Genomic DNA, 17,158 nt, shown 5'->3' with positions numbered 1-17,158 from the left:
CCGGGCGGTGACGGTCAGAGTGTCCGCAGCAGCACCGCCGGCTGTTCCACGCAGTCGGCCACGTACCGCAGGAACCCGCCCGCCGTACCGCCGTCGCACACCCGGTGGTCGAAGGTGAGCGACAGCTGCACGACCTGCCGGACCGCCAGCTCGCCCTCGTGCACCCACGGTTTGGGGACGATGCGGCCGACGCCCAGCATGGCGGCCTCGGGGTGGTTGATGATCGGCGTGGACCCGTCGACGCCGAACACCCCGTAGTTGTTCAGGGTGAAGGTGCCGCCGGTGAGCTGCGCGGGCGTCAGCGTGCCCTCCCGCGCCGCCTCGGTCAGCCGCGCGAACTCCGCCGTCAGCGACTCCGCGTCCCGCGTGTGGGCGTCGCGGACCACCGGGACGACCAGCCCTCGCTCGGTCTGCGCCGCGAACCCGAGGTGCACGTCCGCGTACCGGACGATCTCCCTGGCCTCGGTGTCCACCGAGGAGTTGAGCTCCGGGAAGCGGGCGAGCGCGGCCGTGCAGATCCGGGCCAGCAGCGCCAGCACCGAGATCTTGGGCCCGCCCGCCGCGTTCATCGCGGCCCTGGTCCGCATCAGCTCCGTCGCGTCGGCGTCCACCCAGCAGGTCGCGTCCGGGATCTCGGTGCGGCTGCGGGAGAGCTTGTCGGCGACGGCGCCCCGGATGCCCTTGAGCGGGACGCGGGTGACCGAGGCGGTGCCGACGCCCGAGGCAGCCGCGGCCGGGGCGGCGGTGGCCTTCGTCGTGTCCGGGCGGTCCCGGGTGTCGCCGGCGCGCAGCGCGTGCTCCACGTCCGCGCGCAGGATCAGCCCGTCGGGACCGGAACCGGTCAGCTTCCTCAGGTCCAGGCCGTTCTGCCGGGCCAGCCTGCGCACCAGCGGGGAGATCACGGGGACCGGGCCGTCGGCGGGCGCCGCGCGACCGGTCGGGGTGCTCGGGGTTTCCGTCGGCCGCGTGTCCCGTACGGGCTCGGGCGCCTTCGGCCGCCCGTTCACCCCGGGGGCCGCGGGGCGGACCCGACGGCGCCGGGCGGGGGCCTCGGAGGTGCCGTAGCCGACCAGCACGTTGCCGGAGCCCTCGGCGGCCGGCTCCCGGCCGCTCGCGCCGTCCTTCGCGCCGTCGGTGCCCGCACCGCTGCCGTCGCCGGCGGGGCGGCCGTCCGCCGTCCGGCCGACCGCCACCGTCAGCAGCGGGGCGCCGACCGGCAGTTCGGTGCCCTCCGCGCCGAAGCGGGCGGTGACCACACCGCCGTAGGGGCAGGGCACCTCCACCATCGCCTTGGCCGTCTCGACCTCGACGACCGGCTGGTCCACGGCGACCACGTCGCCGACCTCGACCAGCCAGCGCACGATCTCCGCCTCGGTGAGCCCCTCACCGAGGTCGGGCAGCTTGAACTCCAGCACCTGTGCCATCAGCTCTCGGCCTCCCACTGCAGACGCCCCACGGCGTCCAGGATCCGGTCCACACCGGGCAGGTGGTGACGCTCCAGCATCGGCGGCGGGTACGGCAGGTCGAACCCGGCCACGCGCAGCACCGGCGCCTCCAGGTGGTGGAAGCAGCGCTCCGTGACGCGGGCCGCGATCTCCCCGCCCGGGCCGCCGAAACCGCCCGACTCGTGGACGACGACCGCGCGTCCCGTCCGCCGCACCGAGGCGCACACCGTCTCGTCGTCGAACGGCACCAGCGAGCGCAGGTCGACGACCTCGAGGTCCCATCCCTCGGCCTGGGCCGCCTCCGCCGCTTCCCTGCAGACGGCGAGGGACGGCCCGTAGGTGATCAGGGTGGCGCTCCGCCCCGGGCGCCGCACCACGGCACGGCCTATCGGCTCCACGGCCGTCGGCTGCTCCGGGTTCCAGGCGTCCTTGGACCAGTAGAGCCGCTTGGGCTCCAGGAAGACCACCGGGTCGTCGGAGGCGATGGAGGCCCGCAGCAGGCCGTAGGCGTCGGCGACGGTGGCGGGCGTGACGACATGGAGCCCCGGAGTCGCCATGTAGTACGCCTCGGACGCGTCGCTGTGGTGCTCGACGCCGCCGATGCCGCCGCCGTAGGGGATGCGGATCGTGAGGGGGAGGGGCATCGTGCCGCGGGTGCGGTTGCGCATCTTCGCCACGTGCGAGACGAGCTGCTCGAACGCGGGGTAGGCGAAGGCGTCGAACTGCATCTCCACGACCGGCCGCAGCCCGTACATGGCCATGCCGACGGCCGTGCCGAGGATGCCCGCCTCGGCCAGCGGCGTGTCCGTGCAGCGGTCCTCGCCGAACTCCTTGGCCAGGCCGTCCGTGATGCGGAAGACGCCGCCGAGCGTGCCGACGTCCTCACCCATGACGTGCACGGACGGGTCGTCGGTCATGGCGTCGCGCAGCGCGCGCGTGAGGGCCTGCGCCATGGTGGCGGGCTTCACGGCGACGGTGGTCATGGCCGCGCTCCTTCCGACTCGGCCTCGGCCGCCAGCTCGGCCCGCAGCTGCTCCCGCTGCTCCAGCAGCTGGGGCGTGGGCTCGGCGTAGACGTGCGTGAACAGGTCCATGGGATCGAGCTCCGCGTCCTGGTTCATACGGGCGCGCAGATCGGCGGCCATGGTCTCGGCGTCCTCGCGGGCGGTCTCGGCGCCGGCCTCGTCCAGCAGGCCGCGGCCGGTCAGCTCCCGCTCCAGCAGGGCGATCGGGTCGTGCTCCCGCCACGCCTCGACCTCGGCGTCGCCCCGGTAGCGGGTGGCGTCGTCGGCGTTGGTGTGGGCGTCCACGCGGTAGGTGATCGCCTCGACCAGGGTCGGGCCGCCGCCGGCGCGGGCGCGGCGCACCGCGTCGGCGAGGACCTCGTGCACGGCGGCCGCGTCGTTGCCGTCGACCAGGCGGCCGGGCATTCCGTAGCCGACGGCCTTGTGGGCCAGCGACGGGGCCGCGGTCTGCTTGGCGAGCGGGACGGAGATCGCGAAGCCGTTGTTCTGGACGAGGAAGACGACCGGGGCCTGCCAGACGGCCGCGAAGTTGAGAGCCTCGTGGAAGTCGCCCTCGCTGGTGCCGCCGTCGCCGACCATGGCGAGCGCGACCACGTCGTCGCCCTTGAGACGGGCGGCGTGGGCCAGCCCCACCGCGTGCGGCAGCTGGGTGGCGAGCGGGGTGCTCAGCGGGGCCACCCGGTGCTCGTAGGGGTCGTAGCCGGTGTGCCAGTCGCCGCGCAACAGGGTGAGCGCCTCGACGGGGTCCACGCCGCGCGCGACGACGGCGAGGGTGTCGCGGTAGCTCGGGAACAGCCAGTCATGCTCCTCGAGCACCAGGGCGGCGGCGATCTCGCACGCCTCCTGGCCCGTGCTGGAGGGGTACACCGCGAGACGGCCCTGCTTGGTGAGGGCGGTGGCCTGCGCGTTGTAGCGGCGGCCCTTCACCAGCTCCGCGTACAGCCGGCGCAACAAGTCCGGGTCGGCCTTCGCCGCGGACTCCGTGCCGAGCACGCGGTACGGCTCCGCGTCGGGCAGCAGGGGGGCGGGGTCGGTACGGGGCTGCCAGGCGGGCGGCGGGGTCGGCCGGTAGGCCCCCCGCTGCTCCATGACCGTCATGACGGCACCTCCTCGTGGGACGGCTGACGGAGGCGCGGCGTCTGTGACGCGCCTCACCAACCGATTGTTCGGTCGCCGGCACATTTTGGCTACGGGTGGCGTCAGGCTGTGGACAAACGGTTCTCCACATCGTGGGATGGATGCAGGACGTCCACGGCTGAGAGGTGGGGGCGGGTGGCATCTGAACAAATGGCCGAGGGTCAGGAGGGGACGGGGCCGCCGCCGCCGGCGCGGCCCCTCGACGCGATCGACCAGGACATCCTGCGCATGCTGCAGGCGGACGGCCGCGCGTCGATACGGTCGGTCGCCGAGCGGGTGCACGTGTCCCGCGCGAACGCCTACGCGCGGATCAACCGGCTCGTCGAGGACGGTGTCATCCGGGGTTTCGGCGCCCGCGTCGACCACGAACGCGCCGGTCACGGCACGTCGGCGTACATCACGCTGAAAATCGTGCAGAACACCTGGCGCACGGTGCGCGAGCAGCTCAGGCAGCTGCCCGGCGCCTCGCACATCGCCCTGGTCGGCGGCGACTTCGACGTGCTGCTGCTGGTGCACACGCCGGACAACCGGACGCTGCGCGAGCTGGTGCTGACACGGCTTCAGGCCATTCCCGAGGTGCTCAGCACCCGCACGCTGCTGGTGTTCGAGGAGGAGGACCTGGAACCGCAGTGGTGACCGGGGACCGTTGGGGACGACGCAAAATCCGGCCCCGCGGGACCGACCCGGCCATCAGGCCCCCAGGGCCTTTCGTTTGGATCAGGCCGGGCTGATCCAAACGAGAGACCCTGACCAGCCGTCCACTCCCCAGCGCCACACCAGTTCCCCGCCGAGGGGCACGGCGGCCCAGCGCCTCGCGGCGGCGTCCGGGCGCGCCCCTGTCCTGGCCAGCGCCTCCGCGTCGAGCGGCGCCGACCCCACTCCGCGTCCCTCGATGGGCAGGCCGCACCACGCCCGGTAGGCCCAGGCCACGCGCAGCTCGGCGTCCATCACCGCGTCGCCGCCCCGGCGCAGCACCTTCACCCCGGACCGGCGGTGCCGGCCGGGGGTGACGAGCTCGAAGCCCTGGAAAGTGGCGCCGCGCGCCGTCGCGCCCCAGAAGCCGTCGTCGACGCCGAGCGCCGTCTCCACCACCGCGTGCACCAGGTCGTGCGGCATCGACGGTCCGGCGGGCTGGGCGGGGAGCCGGACGTGCGGCCCCCTGTCACGCCGTACCAGGATCTCGTGCTGGTTGTCCGGCAGCTTCCGGAAGGACATCTCCATCGGCAGCGAGGCCAGGCCTCCGGCCGCCCGCCGCCCACCGGTTTTCCGCCGCCGTCATCCGCGCCCGTCGCCCGCCTCGCGCAGTCCTCCGAAGGCGAGCTGCGCCACCGCGTCGGCCACCTCGCGCTCGTTCATGCCGCGTCCGTCCGGCCGGTACCACTCCACGATGGAGTTGATCATGCCGAAGACCAGCCGGGTCACCAGCCGCACCTCTATGTCCTCGCGCACGTCCCCGTCTGCCGCCGCGGCCTTCAGCAGCTCGGCCACCCGGTGGTCGAACTCGCGCCGCCGCTCCAGCGCCCAGCGCTCGGTGTCCGTGTTGCCCCGCACCCGCAGCAGCAGCGTCACGTACGGCAGCTCCGCGATCAGCACCTCGACCATGCGCCGTACGACGTACTCCAGACGCTCGACGGGACGCCCCACGCGCGCGTCCTCCTCGTCGAGGATCCCGAAGAGACCGTCGAGCGCCCGGCTCACCGCGCGGCGCAGCAGCTCCTCCTTGCCGGCCACGTGGTGGTAGATCGACGACTTGGAGATGCCTGCGGCCCTGGAGAGGTGCTCCATGGACGTGCCGTCGTAGCCGCGTTCGTTGAACACCTGGACCGCCACGGACAGCAGCGTCTCCGGGGTGTAGGTGTCCCGCTTGGCGGTGGTCATGGGGTGTCCTCCCGCTGGTCGGTGGCGCACGCGTACCGATGGAGCGCGAGGGACGGCGCGTACCTGCCGCACGGGTCCACCTCGTGCATCTCGTCCAGCAGGGCCCCGGCCCAGCCGCGGCCGAGGCGACGGCTCCACTCGAACGGTCCGAGGGGGTAGTTCACACCGAGGCGCATCGCGGTGTCGACGTCCTCCTCGGTGGCGACGCCCTGGGCGACCGCGTCGACGGCGAGGTCGATGATCCGGGCCACCGTCCGCGCCACGATCATCCCGGGGACGTCCCCGATGACGCTCACCTTCTTGCCGAGCGCCTGGAACAGCCCGGTGGCCTGGGCGACGGTCGCGGCGGAGGTGTGCGCGGCGTGGGACAGCGCGATGCGCGTGGACTTGCGGTAGTCCAGCGCCAGGTCGAAGTGGACGACGTCGCCGAACTCCGCGGAGAGCTGCCCGTCGGCCAGGACGAGTTGCCCGCCGCTCGGCAGGACCAGTCGGGTGCCTTCGTCCTCCTCGGCCTCACGCACCTCGATGCCCGCCTCGCGGATCAGGTCCAGCAGCTCCTCCGCGGGTCCCAGAGCGCCCTCGGCGACGACGTACGCGGGCGGCTCGGCGGGGTCGGCGGTGTGCGGCTCGGGCCGCTCGGCGCCCTCCCGGTGGTCGTACCAGCCGTGGCCGGTCTTGCGGCCGAGCCGGCCGGACTCGACCAGCCGGCGCTGGGCCAGGGACGGCCGGAAGCGGACGTCCTGGAAGAACGCCTGCCACACCGAGTGCGTCACCGACTCGTTGACGTCCTGCCCGATGAGGTCGGTCAGCTCGAAGGCGCCCATCCGGAAGCCGCCGGACTCGCGCAGCACCGCGTCGATGGTCGCGGGGTCCGCGCCCTGCATCTCGTACACCGTGAAGGCCTCGGCGTAGAAGGGGCGCGCGACGCGGTTGACGATGAAGCCGGGGGTGTCGGCGCAGGCGACCGGCGTCTTCCCCCAGGCGCGGGCGGTCTCGTACGCGCGCGTGGCGGCGTCGACGTCGGTGGCGAAGCCGGAGACCACCTCGACGAGCGGCAGCAGCGGCGCCGGGTTGAAGAAGTGCAGGCCGACGAAGCGGCCCGGGACGCGCAGCGCGCCGCCGATCGAGGTGACCGACAGGGACGAGGTGTTGGTGGCGAGGAGGCAGTCGTCGGCGACGGCGTCCTCCAGCGCCCGCAGCAGCTCCTGCTTGACGTCGAGGCGCTCCACGACCGCCTCGACGACGAGGGAGCAGCCGGCGAGTCCGGAGAGGTCGTCGACGGGAGTCAGCCGGGAGCGCGCCGCGTCCCGTTCGTCCGCGGTGAGGCGCTCCTTCTCCACCAGCCGGTCGAGCCGGGAGCCGATCGTGTCGGCGGCCTTGCGGGCCAGGCCCGGGGCGGCGTCGTAGAGCCGCACGGGATGGCCCGCGACCAGCGCGACCTGGGCGATTCCCTGCCCCATGGTGCCGGTGCCGACCACGGCCACGGGACTGCTGAGGTCGAGTGCTGTCATGTGCGCGATCCTCCCGCACGGTGTTTTCCACAGATGCGGCGGACCCCCTTGTCCCGACCGATCGTTCGGTTACTCTAACTCTGACCGCCCGTTCCTGACTACGTTTCCGCACAGGTCCAAGAGCTCGACGAAGAGTTCTCCAGACGAGGAGTTGGTCCCGCATGGCCGCCGAACTCACCGCGCACGAGCTGATCGCCCGCCACCGTCCCACCCTGGACCAGGCCCTGGAAGCGATCCGCACGCGCGCGTACTGGTCCCCCCACCCCGAGCACCCGAAGGCGTACGGGGAGAACGGCAGCCTGGACATGGCCGCGGGCAAGGCCGCCTTCGACGCCCTGCTCGGCAACCGCATCGAGCTGGACCAGCCCGGGACGGACGGCTGGGTGGAGGGCGAGACCTCCCCGTACGGCGTCGAGCTGGGCGTCAGCTACCCGCACGCGGACCTGGACGTGCTGCTCCCCGCCATGAAGGCCGGGATGCGCGCCTGGCGGGACGCGGGCGCGGAGACCCGCGCGGTGGTCTGCCTGGAGATCCTCAAGCGGATCAGCGACCGGACCATGGAGTTCGCCCAGGCGGTCATGCACACCTCCGGCCAGGCGTTCATGATGGCCTTCCAGGCCGGCGGCCCGCACGCGCAGGACCGCGGCATGGAGGCCGTCGCCTACGCGTACGTGGAGCAGGTGCGCACGCCCGACACCGCGGAGTGGACCAAGCCGCAGGGCAAGCGCGACCCGCTCGCCCTCACCAAGAGCTTCGTCCCGGTGCCGCGCGGCATCGGCCTGGTCATCGGCTGCAACACCTTCCCGACGTGGAACGGCTACCCGGGCCTGTTCGCCTCCCTGGCCACGGGCAACGCGGTCCTGGTCAAGCCGCACCCGCGCGCGGTGCTGCCGCTGGCGCTCACCGTCCAGGTCGCCCGCCAGGTGCTCGCCGAGGCCGGCTTCGACCCGAACCTGGTGGCGCTGGCCGCCGAGCGGCCCGGCGAGGGCATCGCCAAGACGCTCGCCACGCGCCCGGAGATCCGCGTCATCGACTACACGGGCTCGACGGAGTTCGGCGACTGGCTGGAGAGCAACGCGCGCCAGGCGCAGGTCCACACGGAGAAGGCCGGCGTCAACACGGTGATCGTCGAGTCCACCGACGACTACAAGGGGATGCTGTCCAACCTGGCGTTCTCCCTGTCCCTGTACAGCGGCCAGATGTGCACCACCCCGCAGAACCTGCTGGTCCCCCGCGACGGCATCACCACCGACCAGGGCCCCAAGTCCTTCGACGAGGTGGCCGCCGACCTGGCCAAGGCGGTCGACGGCCTGCTCGGGGACGACGCCCGCGCCAACGCCCTGCTGGGCGCGATCGTCAACCCGGACGTGAAGGCCCGCCTTGAGGCCGCCGCCGGTCTCGGCGAGGTCGCGCTCGCCTCCCGTGAGATCACCAACCCGGAGTTCCCGGGCGCCGTGGTGCGCACGCCGGTGATCGTGAAGCTGGACGGCGCCAAGCCGGACGCCGAGGCCGCCTACATGAGCGAGTGCTTCGGCCCGGTCTCCTTCCTGGTCGCCGTGGACTCGGCCGCCGGCGCGACGGAGCTGCTGCGGCGCACCATCCAGGAGAAGGGCGCGATGACCGTCGGCGCGTACACGACCTCCCCGGAGGTCGAGGAGGCCGTGACGGAGGTCTGCCTGGAGGAGGCCGCGCAGCTTTCGCTGAACCTCACCGGCGGGGTCTACGTGAACCAGACGGCCGCCTTCTCCGACTTCCACGGCTCCGGCGGCAACCCGGCGGCCAACGCCGCCCTGTGCGACGGCGCCTTCGTTGCCAACCGCTTCCGGGTCGTCGAGGTGCGCCGGGAGGCCTGAGCCGCCTCAGGCGGGTGCGCCCCCGGCGGCGCTCCAGTGGTACAGCGTCATGGCCACACTGGTCGCGAGGTTGTAGCTGGAGACCTGGGGGCGCATCGGCAGCGCGACCAGATGGTCGGCCCGCGCCCGCAGCCCGGCCGTGAGCCCGGTGCGCTCGGAGCCGAAGGCGAGCAGCGCCTCGTCCGGGAGCTTCACGGAGCGGATGTCCTCGCCCTCCGGGTCCAGCGCGAAGAGTGGCCCGGGCGGCAGCTCGTCCACGGTCAGGCGTTCCACGGCGGTGGCGAAGTGCAGCCCCGCCCCGCCGCGCACCACGGTGGGATGCCAGGGGTCCAGCGTCCCTGTGGTGACGACGCCGGTCGCCCCGAATCCGGCGGCCAGCCGGACCACGGCCCCCGCGTTGCCCAGGTTGCGCGGCTGGTCCAGGACCACCACCGGCGCGGTGCGCGGCGCGTGCGCCAGCTTCGCCAGGTTGCCCGCGCGGTCCGGGCGTACGGCGAGCGCCGCGACGGCGGTGGGGTGCGGTCGCGGCACCAGCGAGGAGTACGTCGCGTACGGCACCTCCGTGAGCAGCCCCGCCACCGTGTCCCGTACGTCCGCGGCCAGCTCGTCGGCGAGCGCCAGGGCGGCGGCCCGGTCGGCGGTGACCGCGACGAGCACCTCGGCGCCGAAGCGCACGGCGTGCTTGAGCGCGTGGAAGCCGTCGAGCAGCACCGCGTCCGGTGCGGCCCGGCGCCATACGGCCACCGGATCCACCCGGCCCACCGGGCTCTCGGGGGTCGCGGCTGACGGGTCGTGGACGGGGTCGGTCATGCCGAGCAGCCTACGTGCGCGGGCCGGGCACCCTGTCGGTCACCGGGGCGGCCTCCGCCGGACCGACGGCGGGCGGACCACCGGGCGCACCGTCCGGACGTAGCTGCGGCGGGACGAGTTCCGCGTCCTCGCGCGGCCGCAGCCGCTCCCGCGCGCGTGCCGCCACGCGGCCGGTCCGGCGCAGGAAGGACGTGGGGAGGAAGACGGCGTCGGCCGCGATCATCGCCAGGGAGAAGAAGGGCAGCCCGAGCACCACGGCGATCACCGCGTGCTCCAGGATCATGAAGCTCAGCAGGACGTTCTTGACCCGCCGGTTGAACAGCGTGAACGGGAAGGCGACCTGCACCGCCACGGTCACATAGGTCACCAGCATCACCAGGGTGCCGCTCGCGGTGAACAGCTCCGCCAGCGACGGCCAGGGGGAGAAGTACTCCAGGTGCAGCGGGTAGTGGACCGCCGTACCGTCCTGCCAGCGGGAGCCCTGCACCTTGTACCAGCCGGCCGTGGCGTAGATCAGGCAGGCCTCAGCCATGATCACCAGCAGCGCGCCGTTGTGCACGACGTTCGCCACCACGTCCAGCAGGATGCGCGGCTGGTCCGTCCTCGCCAGGCGCCCGACCAGCCACCACACCGCCTGCCCGAGCCACACCGCCCACAGCAGCGCGGGTATGAACCAGTCGCCGTCCGTCCGGCCCGACAGCGACCCCAGTAGCAGGACAAGGCCGAGGACCGCCCACAGCGCGGGACCCGCCCGGTCGGGCGTCCGCTCCCCACGCGCGCGTGCCTCCGCGGCCCGGCGCGCCCGCCGCGCGTCCAGGGACCAGACCTGCCCGCAGCGGGTGAAGACGAGGTAGATCGCCATGATGTGCAGGACGTTGTCGCCGCCGTCGCCCATGAAGACGCTGCGGTTCTGCAGGGTGAGGACGCCGGCCATGAACAGCGCCGCCGTGGTGCGGGTGCGCCAGCCGAGCAGCAGCAGCAGGCTGAACAGCACGGCGAGCGCGTAGACCGCCTCGAACCAGATCTGGCTGTCCGACCAGAGCAGCACGGTGAAGGCGCCGTTGGACCCGACCAGCTGGGCGGCGAGGTCCCAGGACCAGGGGCTGTCGGGGCCGTAGAGCTCCTGCCGGTGGGGGTACTCACGCAGCAGGAACAGCAGCCAGGTGAGGCCGAGACCGATGCGCAGCACGGCCGTCTGGTACGGGCCGAGGGCGGAGCCGGTGACCCGGGCGATGGCCTGGGAGACCGCCAGCGACAGGCGGTTCATCCGATGCCTCCCCGGGTCTCGTCCTCCGGCAGCAGCCACCAGGGCAACACCCGGTGGACGGCCTTGTCCGACACCTTCTCCCCGCTCCACGACGGCGGCGGCACCTGGGTGGTGCGCGAGCGCACCTGGACGCGCGCGACCTCGCCGTCCCGCCCCGCCGCGTCCGCGCGGTCCAGGCGCATCACCATGATCCGCCGCAGGTACGACTCGGACAGCGCCCCGCGCAGGCCCACCGGGCGGTTGTCGTCGTCGTGCGTGGAGACGTAGAAGTCCCAGGCGCGGCGCAGCTCGTTCTGCTGGGTGTGGCTGGGCGCCGGGTTGCCGTCGATGGCGCGTCCGTCCTGCGCCGACAGGTCGTACCAGCCGGTGGTGCGGCTTCCGCCGTCCGGCGTGCGGATCTCGGCCCTGACCTGCACGGACACGTTCTGCTGGAGCGGGTTCGGGGCGAACAGCTTCCAGTTCTGCTCGAACTCCGGGTAGATCCAGTCGGAGATCGTCCCGCTGTGCTTCTTGCTCACCGTGTTCGGCGGCGCCACGTGCAGGAACGTCATGCCGAGGTGCACGCAGACAGCGACGGCGACCACCGCGAGGGCGAGCGCGGCACCGATCTGATAGCGCAGGGACAGGGCGGCGACGCCGGTGCGGGGCCCGTCGGCGGGGTCGCGCGGCGGCGCCTCGGCGGCGGCCGTCTCCTTGCCGTCCGGGGACGGCGGCTCCGCCGCCGACGGTTCGTCCGCCGGCGCCGCGGGTCCCGGCAGCGGGGCGCGCGGTCCCGGCACGCCCGGCTCCGCGGGCCCGTGCCGGGCGTCCGAGCCCTTGTCCTGCGCGTCCATCCCGCCCCGATCCCCGAGTCCCGGTCCCTTGCCGCGTCCGCCCGGCCCTGAGGCCTTCGCCGTACGGGGCCACGGCCGCTCCGCCGTGTCGCACGGAACGGTACTCAGCCCCGGCCGCCCGGGCACAGTCCCGTCGGCGCTCCGTCCCGTGGCGGTCGCCACATCCGGCCGCCCCACGGCCGCCCCACGGCCGCCCCACGGCCGTCGTCGGTCGGCACCGGCAGGTTATCCACAGCGGTTGACACCTCGCGGCCCCCGTCTCACCATGGAACCGCACGAACCGAACGATCGGTCGGGAGCGTGCTCAGGGAAGCATCCAGGTCGAGGGGGACCCCATGGCGACAGCAGCCGCCCGCGATACGGCCGGCAGTCCGACGGCGTACGACGCACCGGCGGGCCCGGTCGGCACCGAAGCCTTCCAGCGCGCCTTCGACGCGGCCGTCGCCGCCGAGGAGCGGATCGAGCCGCGCGACTGGATGCCGGACGCCTACCGCGCCACGCTCGTGCGGCAGATCGCCCAGCACGCGCACTCCGAGATCATCGGCATGCAGCCGGAGGCCAACTGGATCACCCGCGCGCCGTCCCTGCGCCGCAAGGCCATCCTCATGGCGAAGGTCCAGGACGAGGCCGGGCACGGCCTGTATCTCTACAGCGCGGCCGAGACCCTCGGCGTGAGCCGCGACGAGCTGCTCGACAAGCTGCACGCCGGCCGCCAGAAGTACTCCTCGATCTTCAACTACCCGACGCTGACCTGGGCCGACGTCGGCGCCATCGGCTGGCTGGTGGACGGCGCCGCGATCACCAACCAGGTGCCCCTGTGCCGATGCTCCTACGGCCCCTACGCCCGCGCGATGGTCCGCATCTGCAAGGAGGAGTCCTTCCACCAGCGCCAGGGGTACGAGCTGCTGCTGGCCCTCAGCAAGGGCACCCCGGAGCAGCACGCGATGGCGCAGGACGCGGTGGACCGCTGGTGGTGGCCGTCGCTGATGATGTTCGGCCCGCCCGACGACGAGTCGCAGCACTCCGCGCAGTCGATGGCCTGGAAGATCAAGCGGCACTCCAACGACGAGCTGCGCCAGCGCTTCGTCGACATCTGCGTCCCGCAGGCCGAGTCCCTCGGCCTCACCCTCCCCGACCCAGACCTCCGGTGGAACGAGGAGCGCGGGCACCACGACTTCGGCGCCATCGACTGGTCGGAGTTCTGGGACGTCCTCAAGGGCAACGGCCCGTGCAACGAAGAGCGCCTGTCCCGGCGCAGGACGGCCCACGAGGAGGGCGCCTGGGTCCGGGAAGCGGCAGCGGCGCACGCCGCCAAGCACAGCAACGACACGACGGGAGCGACGCGCGCATGACCCACACCGACTGGCCGCTGTGGGAGGTCTTCGTGCGCTCACGCCGGGGCCTGTCCCACACGCACGCCGGCAGCCTGCACGCCCCGGACGCCGAGCTCGCCCTGCGCAACGCGCGCGATCTGTACACCCGCCGCGGCGAGGGCGTCTCCATCTGGGTCGTGCCGTCCTCCGCCGTCACGGCCTCCTCGCCCGACGAGAAGGACCCCTTCTTCGAGCCGGCCGCCGACAAGGCCTACCGGCACCCGACCTTCTACGAGATCCCCGAGGGGGTGCAGCACCTGTGACCACGACACCCCCCGCGGACACCGTCCCCACCGCCGCCGCGCTCGCCCTCGGCGACGACGCCCTGGTGCTCTCCCACCGCCTCGGCGAGTGGGCCGGCCACGCCCCCGTGCTGGAGGAGGAGGTCGCCCTCGCCAACATCGCGCTCGACCTGCTCGGCCAGGCCCGGGTGCTGCTGTCCATGGCCGGCGACGAGGACGAGCTGGCCTTCCTGCGCGAGGAGCGCGCCTTCCGCAACCTCCAGCTGGTGGAGCAGCCGGGCGGCGACTTCGCCCACACCATCGCCCGCCAGCTGTACTTCTCGGTCTACCAGCACCTTCTGTACGACCGGCTCGCCTCCGGCGACGGCCCCTTCACCCCACTGGCAGGCAAGGCCGTCAAGGAGGCCGCCTACCACCGCGACCACGCCGAGCAGTGGACCCTGCGCCTCGGCGACGGCACGGACGAGAGCCACACGCGCATGCAGCGGGCCGTGGACGCGCTCTGGCGCTTCACCGGCGAGATGTTCCAGCCCGTCGAGGGGATCGACGGCATCGACTGGCCCGGACTGGAGAGCGCCTGGCGGGAGGCGGTCGAGGACGTGCTCGGCCGCGCCACGCTCACCGTGCCCGACGGCCCCCGCTCGGGAGCCTGGAGGGCCGGCGCCGGCCGTCAGGGCCTGCACACCGAGCCGTTCGGCCGGATGCTCGCCGAGATGCAGCACCTTCACCGCAGCCACCCGGGGGCGACATGGTGACCACCACGCCCCTGGAGGAGCAGCTGCTGGAGCTCGCCGGCTCGGTGCCGGACCCGGAGCTGCCCGTGCTGACCCTGCGCGAGCTGGGCGTGGTCCGCGCGGTCCGGGCGCACGGCACGGACAGCGTCGAGGTCGACCTGACGCCCACCTACACCGGCTGCCCGGCCGTCGAGGTGATGAGCCTCGACATAGAGCGCGTGCTGCGCGAGCACGGCGTCCGCGAGGTCACGGTGCGCACGGTCCTCGCCCCCGCCTGGTCGACCGACGACATCACCGACGAAGGCCGCCGCAAACTGCGGGAGTTCGGCATCGCCCCGCCGCGCACGGGCGCCGCGTCCGGGCCCGTGCGGGTCGAGCTGGGCCCCACGCGCACCGGCGAGGGCGGCGCCGCCGACGGGACGCGGGAGCCCGTCCGCTGCCCGCACTGCGGCTCCCCCGAGACCGAGCTGCTCAGCCGCTTCTCCTCCACCGCGTGCAAGGCGCTGCGCCGCTGCCTGGCCTGCCGTGAACCGTTCGACCACTTCAAGGAGTTGTGATGGCCCGCTTCCACCGGCTCCGGGTGGCCGCGGTCGACCGGCTCACCGACGACTCCGTCGCCCTCACCCTCGCTGTCCCCCCGGAGCTGCGCGAGGAGTACCGCCACGTTCCCGGGCAGCACCTCACGCTGCGCCGCGTCGCCGACGGCGAGGAGATCCGCCGCACCTACTCGATCTGCTCCCCCGCCCCCGACGGCGAGGCGCCGAGCACCCTGCGGGTCGGGGTACGGCTCGTGGAGGGCGGAGCGTTCTCCACGTACGCGCTGAAGGAGATCGACCTCGGCGACGAGCTGGAGGTCATGACCCCGGCAGGACGCTTCACGCTCCCCCCGGCCCCCGGCCTGTACGCGGCCGTGGTCGGCGGCAGCGGCATCACCCCGGTGCTGTCGATCGCCTCGACGCTCCTGGCGCGTGAGCCGGAGGCCCGGTTCTGCCTGATACGCAGCGACCGGACGACCGCGTCGACGATGTTCCTGGAGGAGGTCGCCGACCTGAAGGACCGCTTCCCCGACCGGTTCCAGCTGGTGACGGCGCTCTCCCGGGAGGAGCAGCAGGCCGGGCTGCCGTCCGGCCGGCTGGACCGCGAGCGGCTGTCCTCACTGCTCCCGGCGCTGCTCCCGGTGGACCGGGTCGACGGCTGGTTCCTGTGCGGGCCGTACGGACTGGTGGAGGGCGCCGCGCGGGCGCTGCGCGGACTGGGCGTCGCCCGCTCCCGCGTCCACCAGGAAATCTTCCACGTGGACTCAGGACCGTCCGCCTCCACCGGAGCCTCGGCCGCCCCCGCGCACAGCACGGTGACGGCACGGCTCGACGGACGCGGCGGCACCTGGCCCGTCCAGGCGGGCGAGTCCCTGCTGGACACGGTGCTGCGCAACCGCCCCGACGCGCCCTACGCCTGCAAGGGCGGCGTGTGCGGCACCTGCCGCGCGTTCCTGGTCTCCGGCGAGGTGCGCATGGACCGCAACTTCGCCCTGGAGTCGGAGGAGACGGAAGCGGGATACGTCCTGGCCTGCCAGTCGCATCCGGTCACGGAGAAGGTCGAGCTGGACTTCGACCGCTGAGGCCGTGAGGATCGGAGGCCGTGAGGATCGGAGGCCGTGAGGCCCGGAGGCCCTGACACCGCCGAGGCCCTGGCATGGCTGAGGCCGCTGGTCCCGTCCCGCGGGGCGGGACCAGCACACGGCACGCCTTCCGAGGCAGCCGGACGACCGTCAGAGCACGTGACCCGGCTGTCCGTCGTCCGTGACGACAGGACGCCCCGCGGCCTCCCACACCTGCATCCCGCCGTCCACGTTCACGGCGTCGATGCCCTGCTGGGCCAGATACATGGTGACCTGGGCCGACCGTCCGCCGGAGCGGCAGATCACATGAATCCGGCCGTCCTGCGGGGCGGCTTCGGTCAGCTCGCCGTAGCGGGCGACGAACTCGCTGATCGGGATGTGCAGCGCGCCTGCGGCGTGACCGGCCTTCCATTCGTCGTCCTCACGGACGTCCAGCAGGAAGTCGCCGTCCTTGAGGTCGCCGACCTGGACCGTGGGCACACCAGCTCCAAAACTCATGCCTCCGACGCTACCGGACCGGGCACGCCCGCCGGCCGCTGTCCGCCGGCCGCGAGGCCGGGTCAGTCCTGCAGCGCCGCCAACTGCGCCTCGCGCTCGGCCACCTGGGACCGCAGCTGCGCGGCGATGTCCTCGAGGAGACTGTCGGGGTCGTCGGGCGCCAGCCGCAGCATGGAACCGATGGCGCTCTCCTCAAGCGTCCTGGCGAGCACCGTGAGCAGCTCCTTGCGCTCGGAGAGCCACTCCAGGCGGGCGTACAGCTCCTCGGCCGGGCTGGGGACGCGCTTCAGCTCCGGCCCGGTGGCCCACTCCTCGGCCAGCTCGCGCAGCTCGTCCGCGCTGCCGCGGGCGTAGGCGGCGTTGACGCGGGTGATGAACTCCTCGCGGCGGGCACGCTCCTTCTCCTCCTGCGCCAGGTCGGGGTGCGCCTTGCGGGCCAACTCGCGGTAGAGCTTGCGGGCCTCCTCGCTGGGCCGCACCCGCTGCGGGGGACGCACCGGCTGGTCCGTGAGCATGGCGGTGGCCTCGGGGAACAGTCCGTCCCCGTCCATCCAGCCGTTCATCAGCTCCTCGACGCCGGGGATCGGCATCAGCCGGGCGCGCGCCTCGTCTGCCTTCCGCCGGTCCTCGGGGTCGTCGCTGCGGGCCGCCTTGATCTCGAGGATCCGGGCGTCCAGCTCCTCGAGGAGGGCGTACATGGGGCCCAGCTTCTGTTCGTGCAGCCGGGAGAAGTTCTCGACCTCGACGCGGAACGTCTCCACGGCGATCTCGAACTCGATCAGCGCCTTCTCCGCCGCCCGCACGGCCTGTTCCAGCCGCTCCTCGGGCCGCGTCGCACTGTCGCCGGCGGGCGTACCCTGCGCGCCGGCGCCTTCACCCTGGTCACCTTCCGAGGTCGTCACCCGGACAGCGTAGGCCACCTGCGGGGACGGCAC

The 17,158-nt window shown here is 73.2% G+C and carries 18 protein-coding genes; 7 read left to right on the top strand and 11 right to left on the bottom strand.

Annotated features, from left to right (window positions below):
- Nucleotides 1-14 precede the first annotated feature (14 nt).
- From MTR79_RS00090 to pdhA, 3 genes are read right to left on the bottom strand one after another with little or no spacing between them, the layout of a single operon-like run.
- Entirely contained in the window at nt 15-1,424 is a 1,410-nt protein-coding gene (locus tag MTR79_RS00090) for a dihydrolipoamide acetyltransferase family protein (RefSeq protein ID WP_086705330.1), read from the bottom strand.
- Nucleotides 1,424-2,428 (bottom strand): alpha-ketoacid dehydrogenase subunit beta, encoded by a 1,005-nt coding sequence (locus MTR79_RS00085; protein ID WP_086705329.1) that lies wholly within the window; start codon nt 2,426-2,428, stop codon nt 1,424-1,426. Before MTR79_RS00085 ends, MTR79_RS00090 begins: the two co-directional genes overlap by 1 nt.
- A complete protein-coding gene (pdhA, locus tag MTR79_RS00080; protein ID WP_244788621.1) occupies nt 2,425-3,567 on the bottom strand; it encodes a pyruvate dehydrogenase (acetyl-transferring) E1 component subunit alpha in 1,143 nt (380 codons plus the stop codon). Before pdhA ends, MTR79_RS00085 begins: the two co-directional genes overlap by 4 nt.
- Before the next feature lie 189 nt (nt 3,568-3,756).
- Here pdhA and MTR79_RS00075 point away from each other — a divergent pair, with 189 nt between their 5' ends.
- Nucleotides 3,757-4,242: an Lrp/AsnC family transcriptional regulator gene (locus MTR79_RS00075; RefSeq protein ID WP_244793005.1), complete on the top strand. Its 486-nt coding sequence runs from the start codon at nt 3,757-3,759 to the stop codon at nt 4,240-4,242.
- Between the two features lie 81 nt (nt 4,243-4,323).
- Here the strand turns inward: MTR79_RS00075 and MTR79_RS00070 are convergent, their stop codons facing one another.
- From MTR79_RS00070 to MTR79_RS00060, 3 genes are read right to left on the bottom strand one after another with little or no spacing between them, the layout of a single operon-like run.
- Nucleotides 4,324-4,821, bottom strand: a complete 498-nt coding sequence (locus tag MTR79_RS00070) for a hypothetical protein (RefSeq protein WP_244788619.1) — start codon at nt 4,819-4,821, stop codon at nt 4,324-4,326.
- A 60-nt stretch (nt 4,822-4,881) separates the two neighbouring features.
- Nucleotides 4,882-5,484, bottom strand: coding sequence for a TetR/AcrR family transcriptional regulator (locus tag MTR79_RS00065; RefSeq protein WP_048457166.1), 603 nt, complete (start codon nt 5,482-5,484; stop codon nt 4,882-4,884).
- Entirely contained in the window at nt 5,481-6,995 is a 1,515-nt protein-coding gene (locus MTR79_RS00060; RefSeq protein ID WP_189363773.1) for a 3-hydroxyacyl-CoA dehydrogenase, read from the bottom strand. The genes MTR79_RS00065 and MTR79_RS00060 overlap by 4 nt, the downstream gene beginning before the upstream one ends.
- 161 nt (nt 6,996-7,156) lie before the next feature.
- Here MTR79_RS00060 and paaN point away from each other — a divergent pair, with 161 nt between their 5' ends.
- Entirely contained in the window at nt 7,157-8,848 is a 1,692-nt protein-coding gene (gene paaN, locus MTR79_RS00055; protein WP_189363772.1) for a phenylacetic acid degradation protein PaaN, read from the top strand.
- A 6-nt stretch (nt 8,849-8,854) separates the two neighbouring features.
- Here paaN and MTR79_RS00050 read toward each other — a convergent pair whose 3' ends face one another.
- Genes MTR79_RS00050 through MTR79_RS00040 form a run of 3 tightly spaced genes read right to left on the bottom strand, consistent with a single transcriptional unit; the run spans nt 8,855 to nt 11,758 of the window.
- Nucleotides 8,855-9,658 carry a TrmH family RNA methyltransferase gene (locus MTR79_RS00050; protein WP_107500469.1) on the bottom strand — a complete coding sequence of 268 codons (804 nt, stop codon included), beginning with the start codon at nt 9,656-9,658 and terminating at the stop codon, nt 8,855-8,857.
- A gap of 10 nt (nt 9,659-9,668) precedes the next feature.
- Nucleotides 9,669-10,925, bottom strand: a complete 1,257-nt coding sequence (locus tag MTR79_RS00045; RefSeq protein WP_086703145.1) for an HTTM domain-containing protein — start codon at nt 10,923-10,925, stop codon at nt 9,669-9,671.
- Complete coding sequence (locus MTR79_RS00040; RefSeq protein ID WP_086703144.1) at nt 10,922-11,758, bottom strand: DUF5819 family protein; 837 nt, start codon at nt 11,756-11,758, stop codon at nt 10,922-10,924. Before MTR79_RS00040 ends, MTR79_RS00045 begins: the two co-directional genes overlap by 4 nt.
- A 335-nt stretch (nt 11,759-12,093) precedes the next feature.
- Here MTR79_RS00040 and paaA point away from each other — a divergent pair, with 335 nt between their 5' ends.
- Genes paaA through paaE form a run of 5 tightly spaced genes read left to right on the top strand, consistent with a single transcriptional unit; the run spans nt 12,094 to nt 15,725 of the window.
- Nucleotides 12,094-13,110 carry a 1,2-phenylacetyl-CoA epoxidase subunit PaaA gene (gene paaA / locus MTR79_RS00035; RefSeq protein ID WP_086703143.1) on the top strand — a complete coding sequence of 339 codons (1,017 nt, stop codon included), beginning with the start codon at nt 12,094-12,096 and terminating at the stop codon, nt 13,108-13,110.
- Nucleotides 13,107-13,394 carry a 1,2-phenylacetyl-CoA epoxidase subunit PaaB gene (paaB, locus tag MTR79_RS00030; RefSeq protein WP_048457173.1) on the top strand — a complete coding sequence of 96 codons (288 nt, stop codon included), beginning with the start codon at nt 13,107-13,109 and terminating at the stop codon, nt 13,392-13,394. The genes paaA and paaB overlap by 4 nt, the downstream gene beginning before the upstream one ends.
- Entirely contained in the window at nt 13,391-14,128 is a 738-nt protein-coding gene (gene paaC / locus MTR79_RS00025) for a 1,2-phenylacetyl-CoA epoxidase subunit PaaC (protein ID WP_244788617.1), read from the top strand. Before paaB ends, paaC begins: the two co-directional genes overlap by 4 nt.
- A complete protein-coding gene (gene paaD / locus MTR79_RS00020) occupies nt 14,122-14,664 on the top strand; it encodes a 1,2-phenylacetyl-CoA epoxidase subunit PaaD (RefSeq protein WP_086703140.1) in 543 nt (180 codons plus the stop codon). The genes paaC and paaD overlap by 7 nt, the downstream gene beginning before the upstream one ends.
- The gene (gene paaE, locus MTR79_RS00015) at nt 14,664-15,725 is read left to right on the top strand and encodes a 1,2-phenylacetyl-CoA epoxidase subunit PaaE (protein ID WP_244788614.1); all 1,062 of its coding nucleotides are present in this window, start codon (nt 14,664-14,666) and stop codon (nt 15,723-15,725) included. The genes paaD and paaE overlap by 1 nt, the downstream gene beginning before the upstream one ends.
- 150 nt (nt 15,726-15,875) lie before the next feature.
- On the opposite strand, the gene MTR79_RS00010 is transcribed toward paaE, so the two are convergent.
- Both MTR79_RS00010 and MTR79_RS00005 read right to left on the bottom strand, forming a co-directional pair.
- A complete protein-coding gene (locus tag MTR79_RS00010) occupies nt 15,876-16,205 on the bottom strand; it encodes a rhodanese-like domain-containing protein (protein WP_048457177.1) in 330 nt (109 codons plus the stop codon).
- An 80-nt stretch (nt 16,206-16,285) separates the two neighbouring features.
- The gene (locus tag MTR79_RS00005; RefSeq protein WP_244793003.1) at nt 16,286-17,125 is read right to left on the bottom strand and encodes a hypothetical protein; all 840 of its coding nucleotides are present in this window, start codon (nt 17,123-17,125) and stop codon (nt 16,286-16,288) included.
- Nucleotides 17,126-17,158: the final 33 nt, after the last annotated feature.

Source organism: Streptomyces sp. BJ20, from assembly GCF_022869105.1.
GTDB classification, from domain to species: domain Bacteria; phylum Actinomycetota; class Actinomycetes; order Streptomycetales; family Streptomycetaceae; genus Streptomyces; species Streptomyces griseoincarnatus.
The sequence above is the reverse complement of the archived record's forward strand: the minus strand, read 5'-3'. Positions and strand labels throughout refer to the sequence as shown.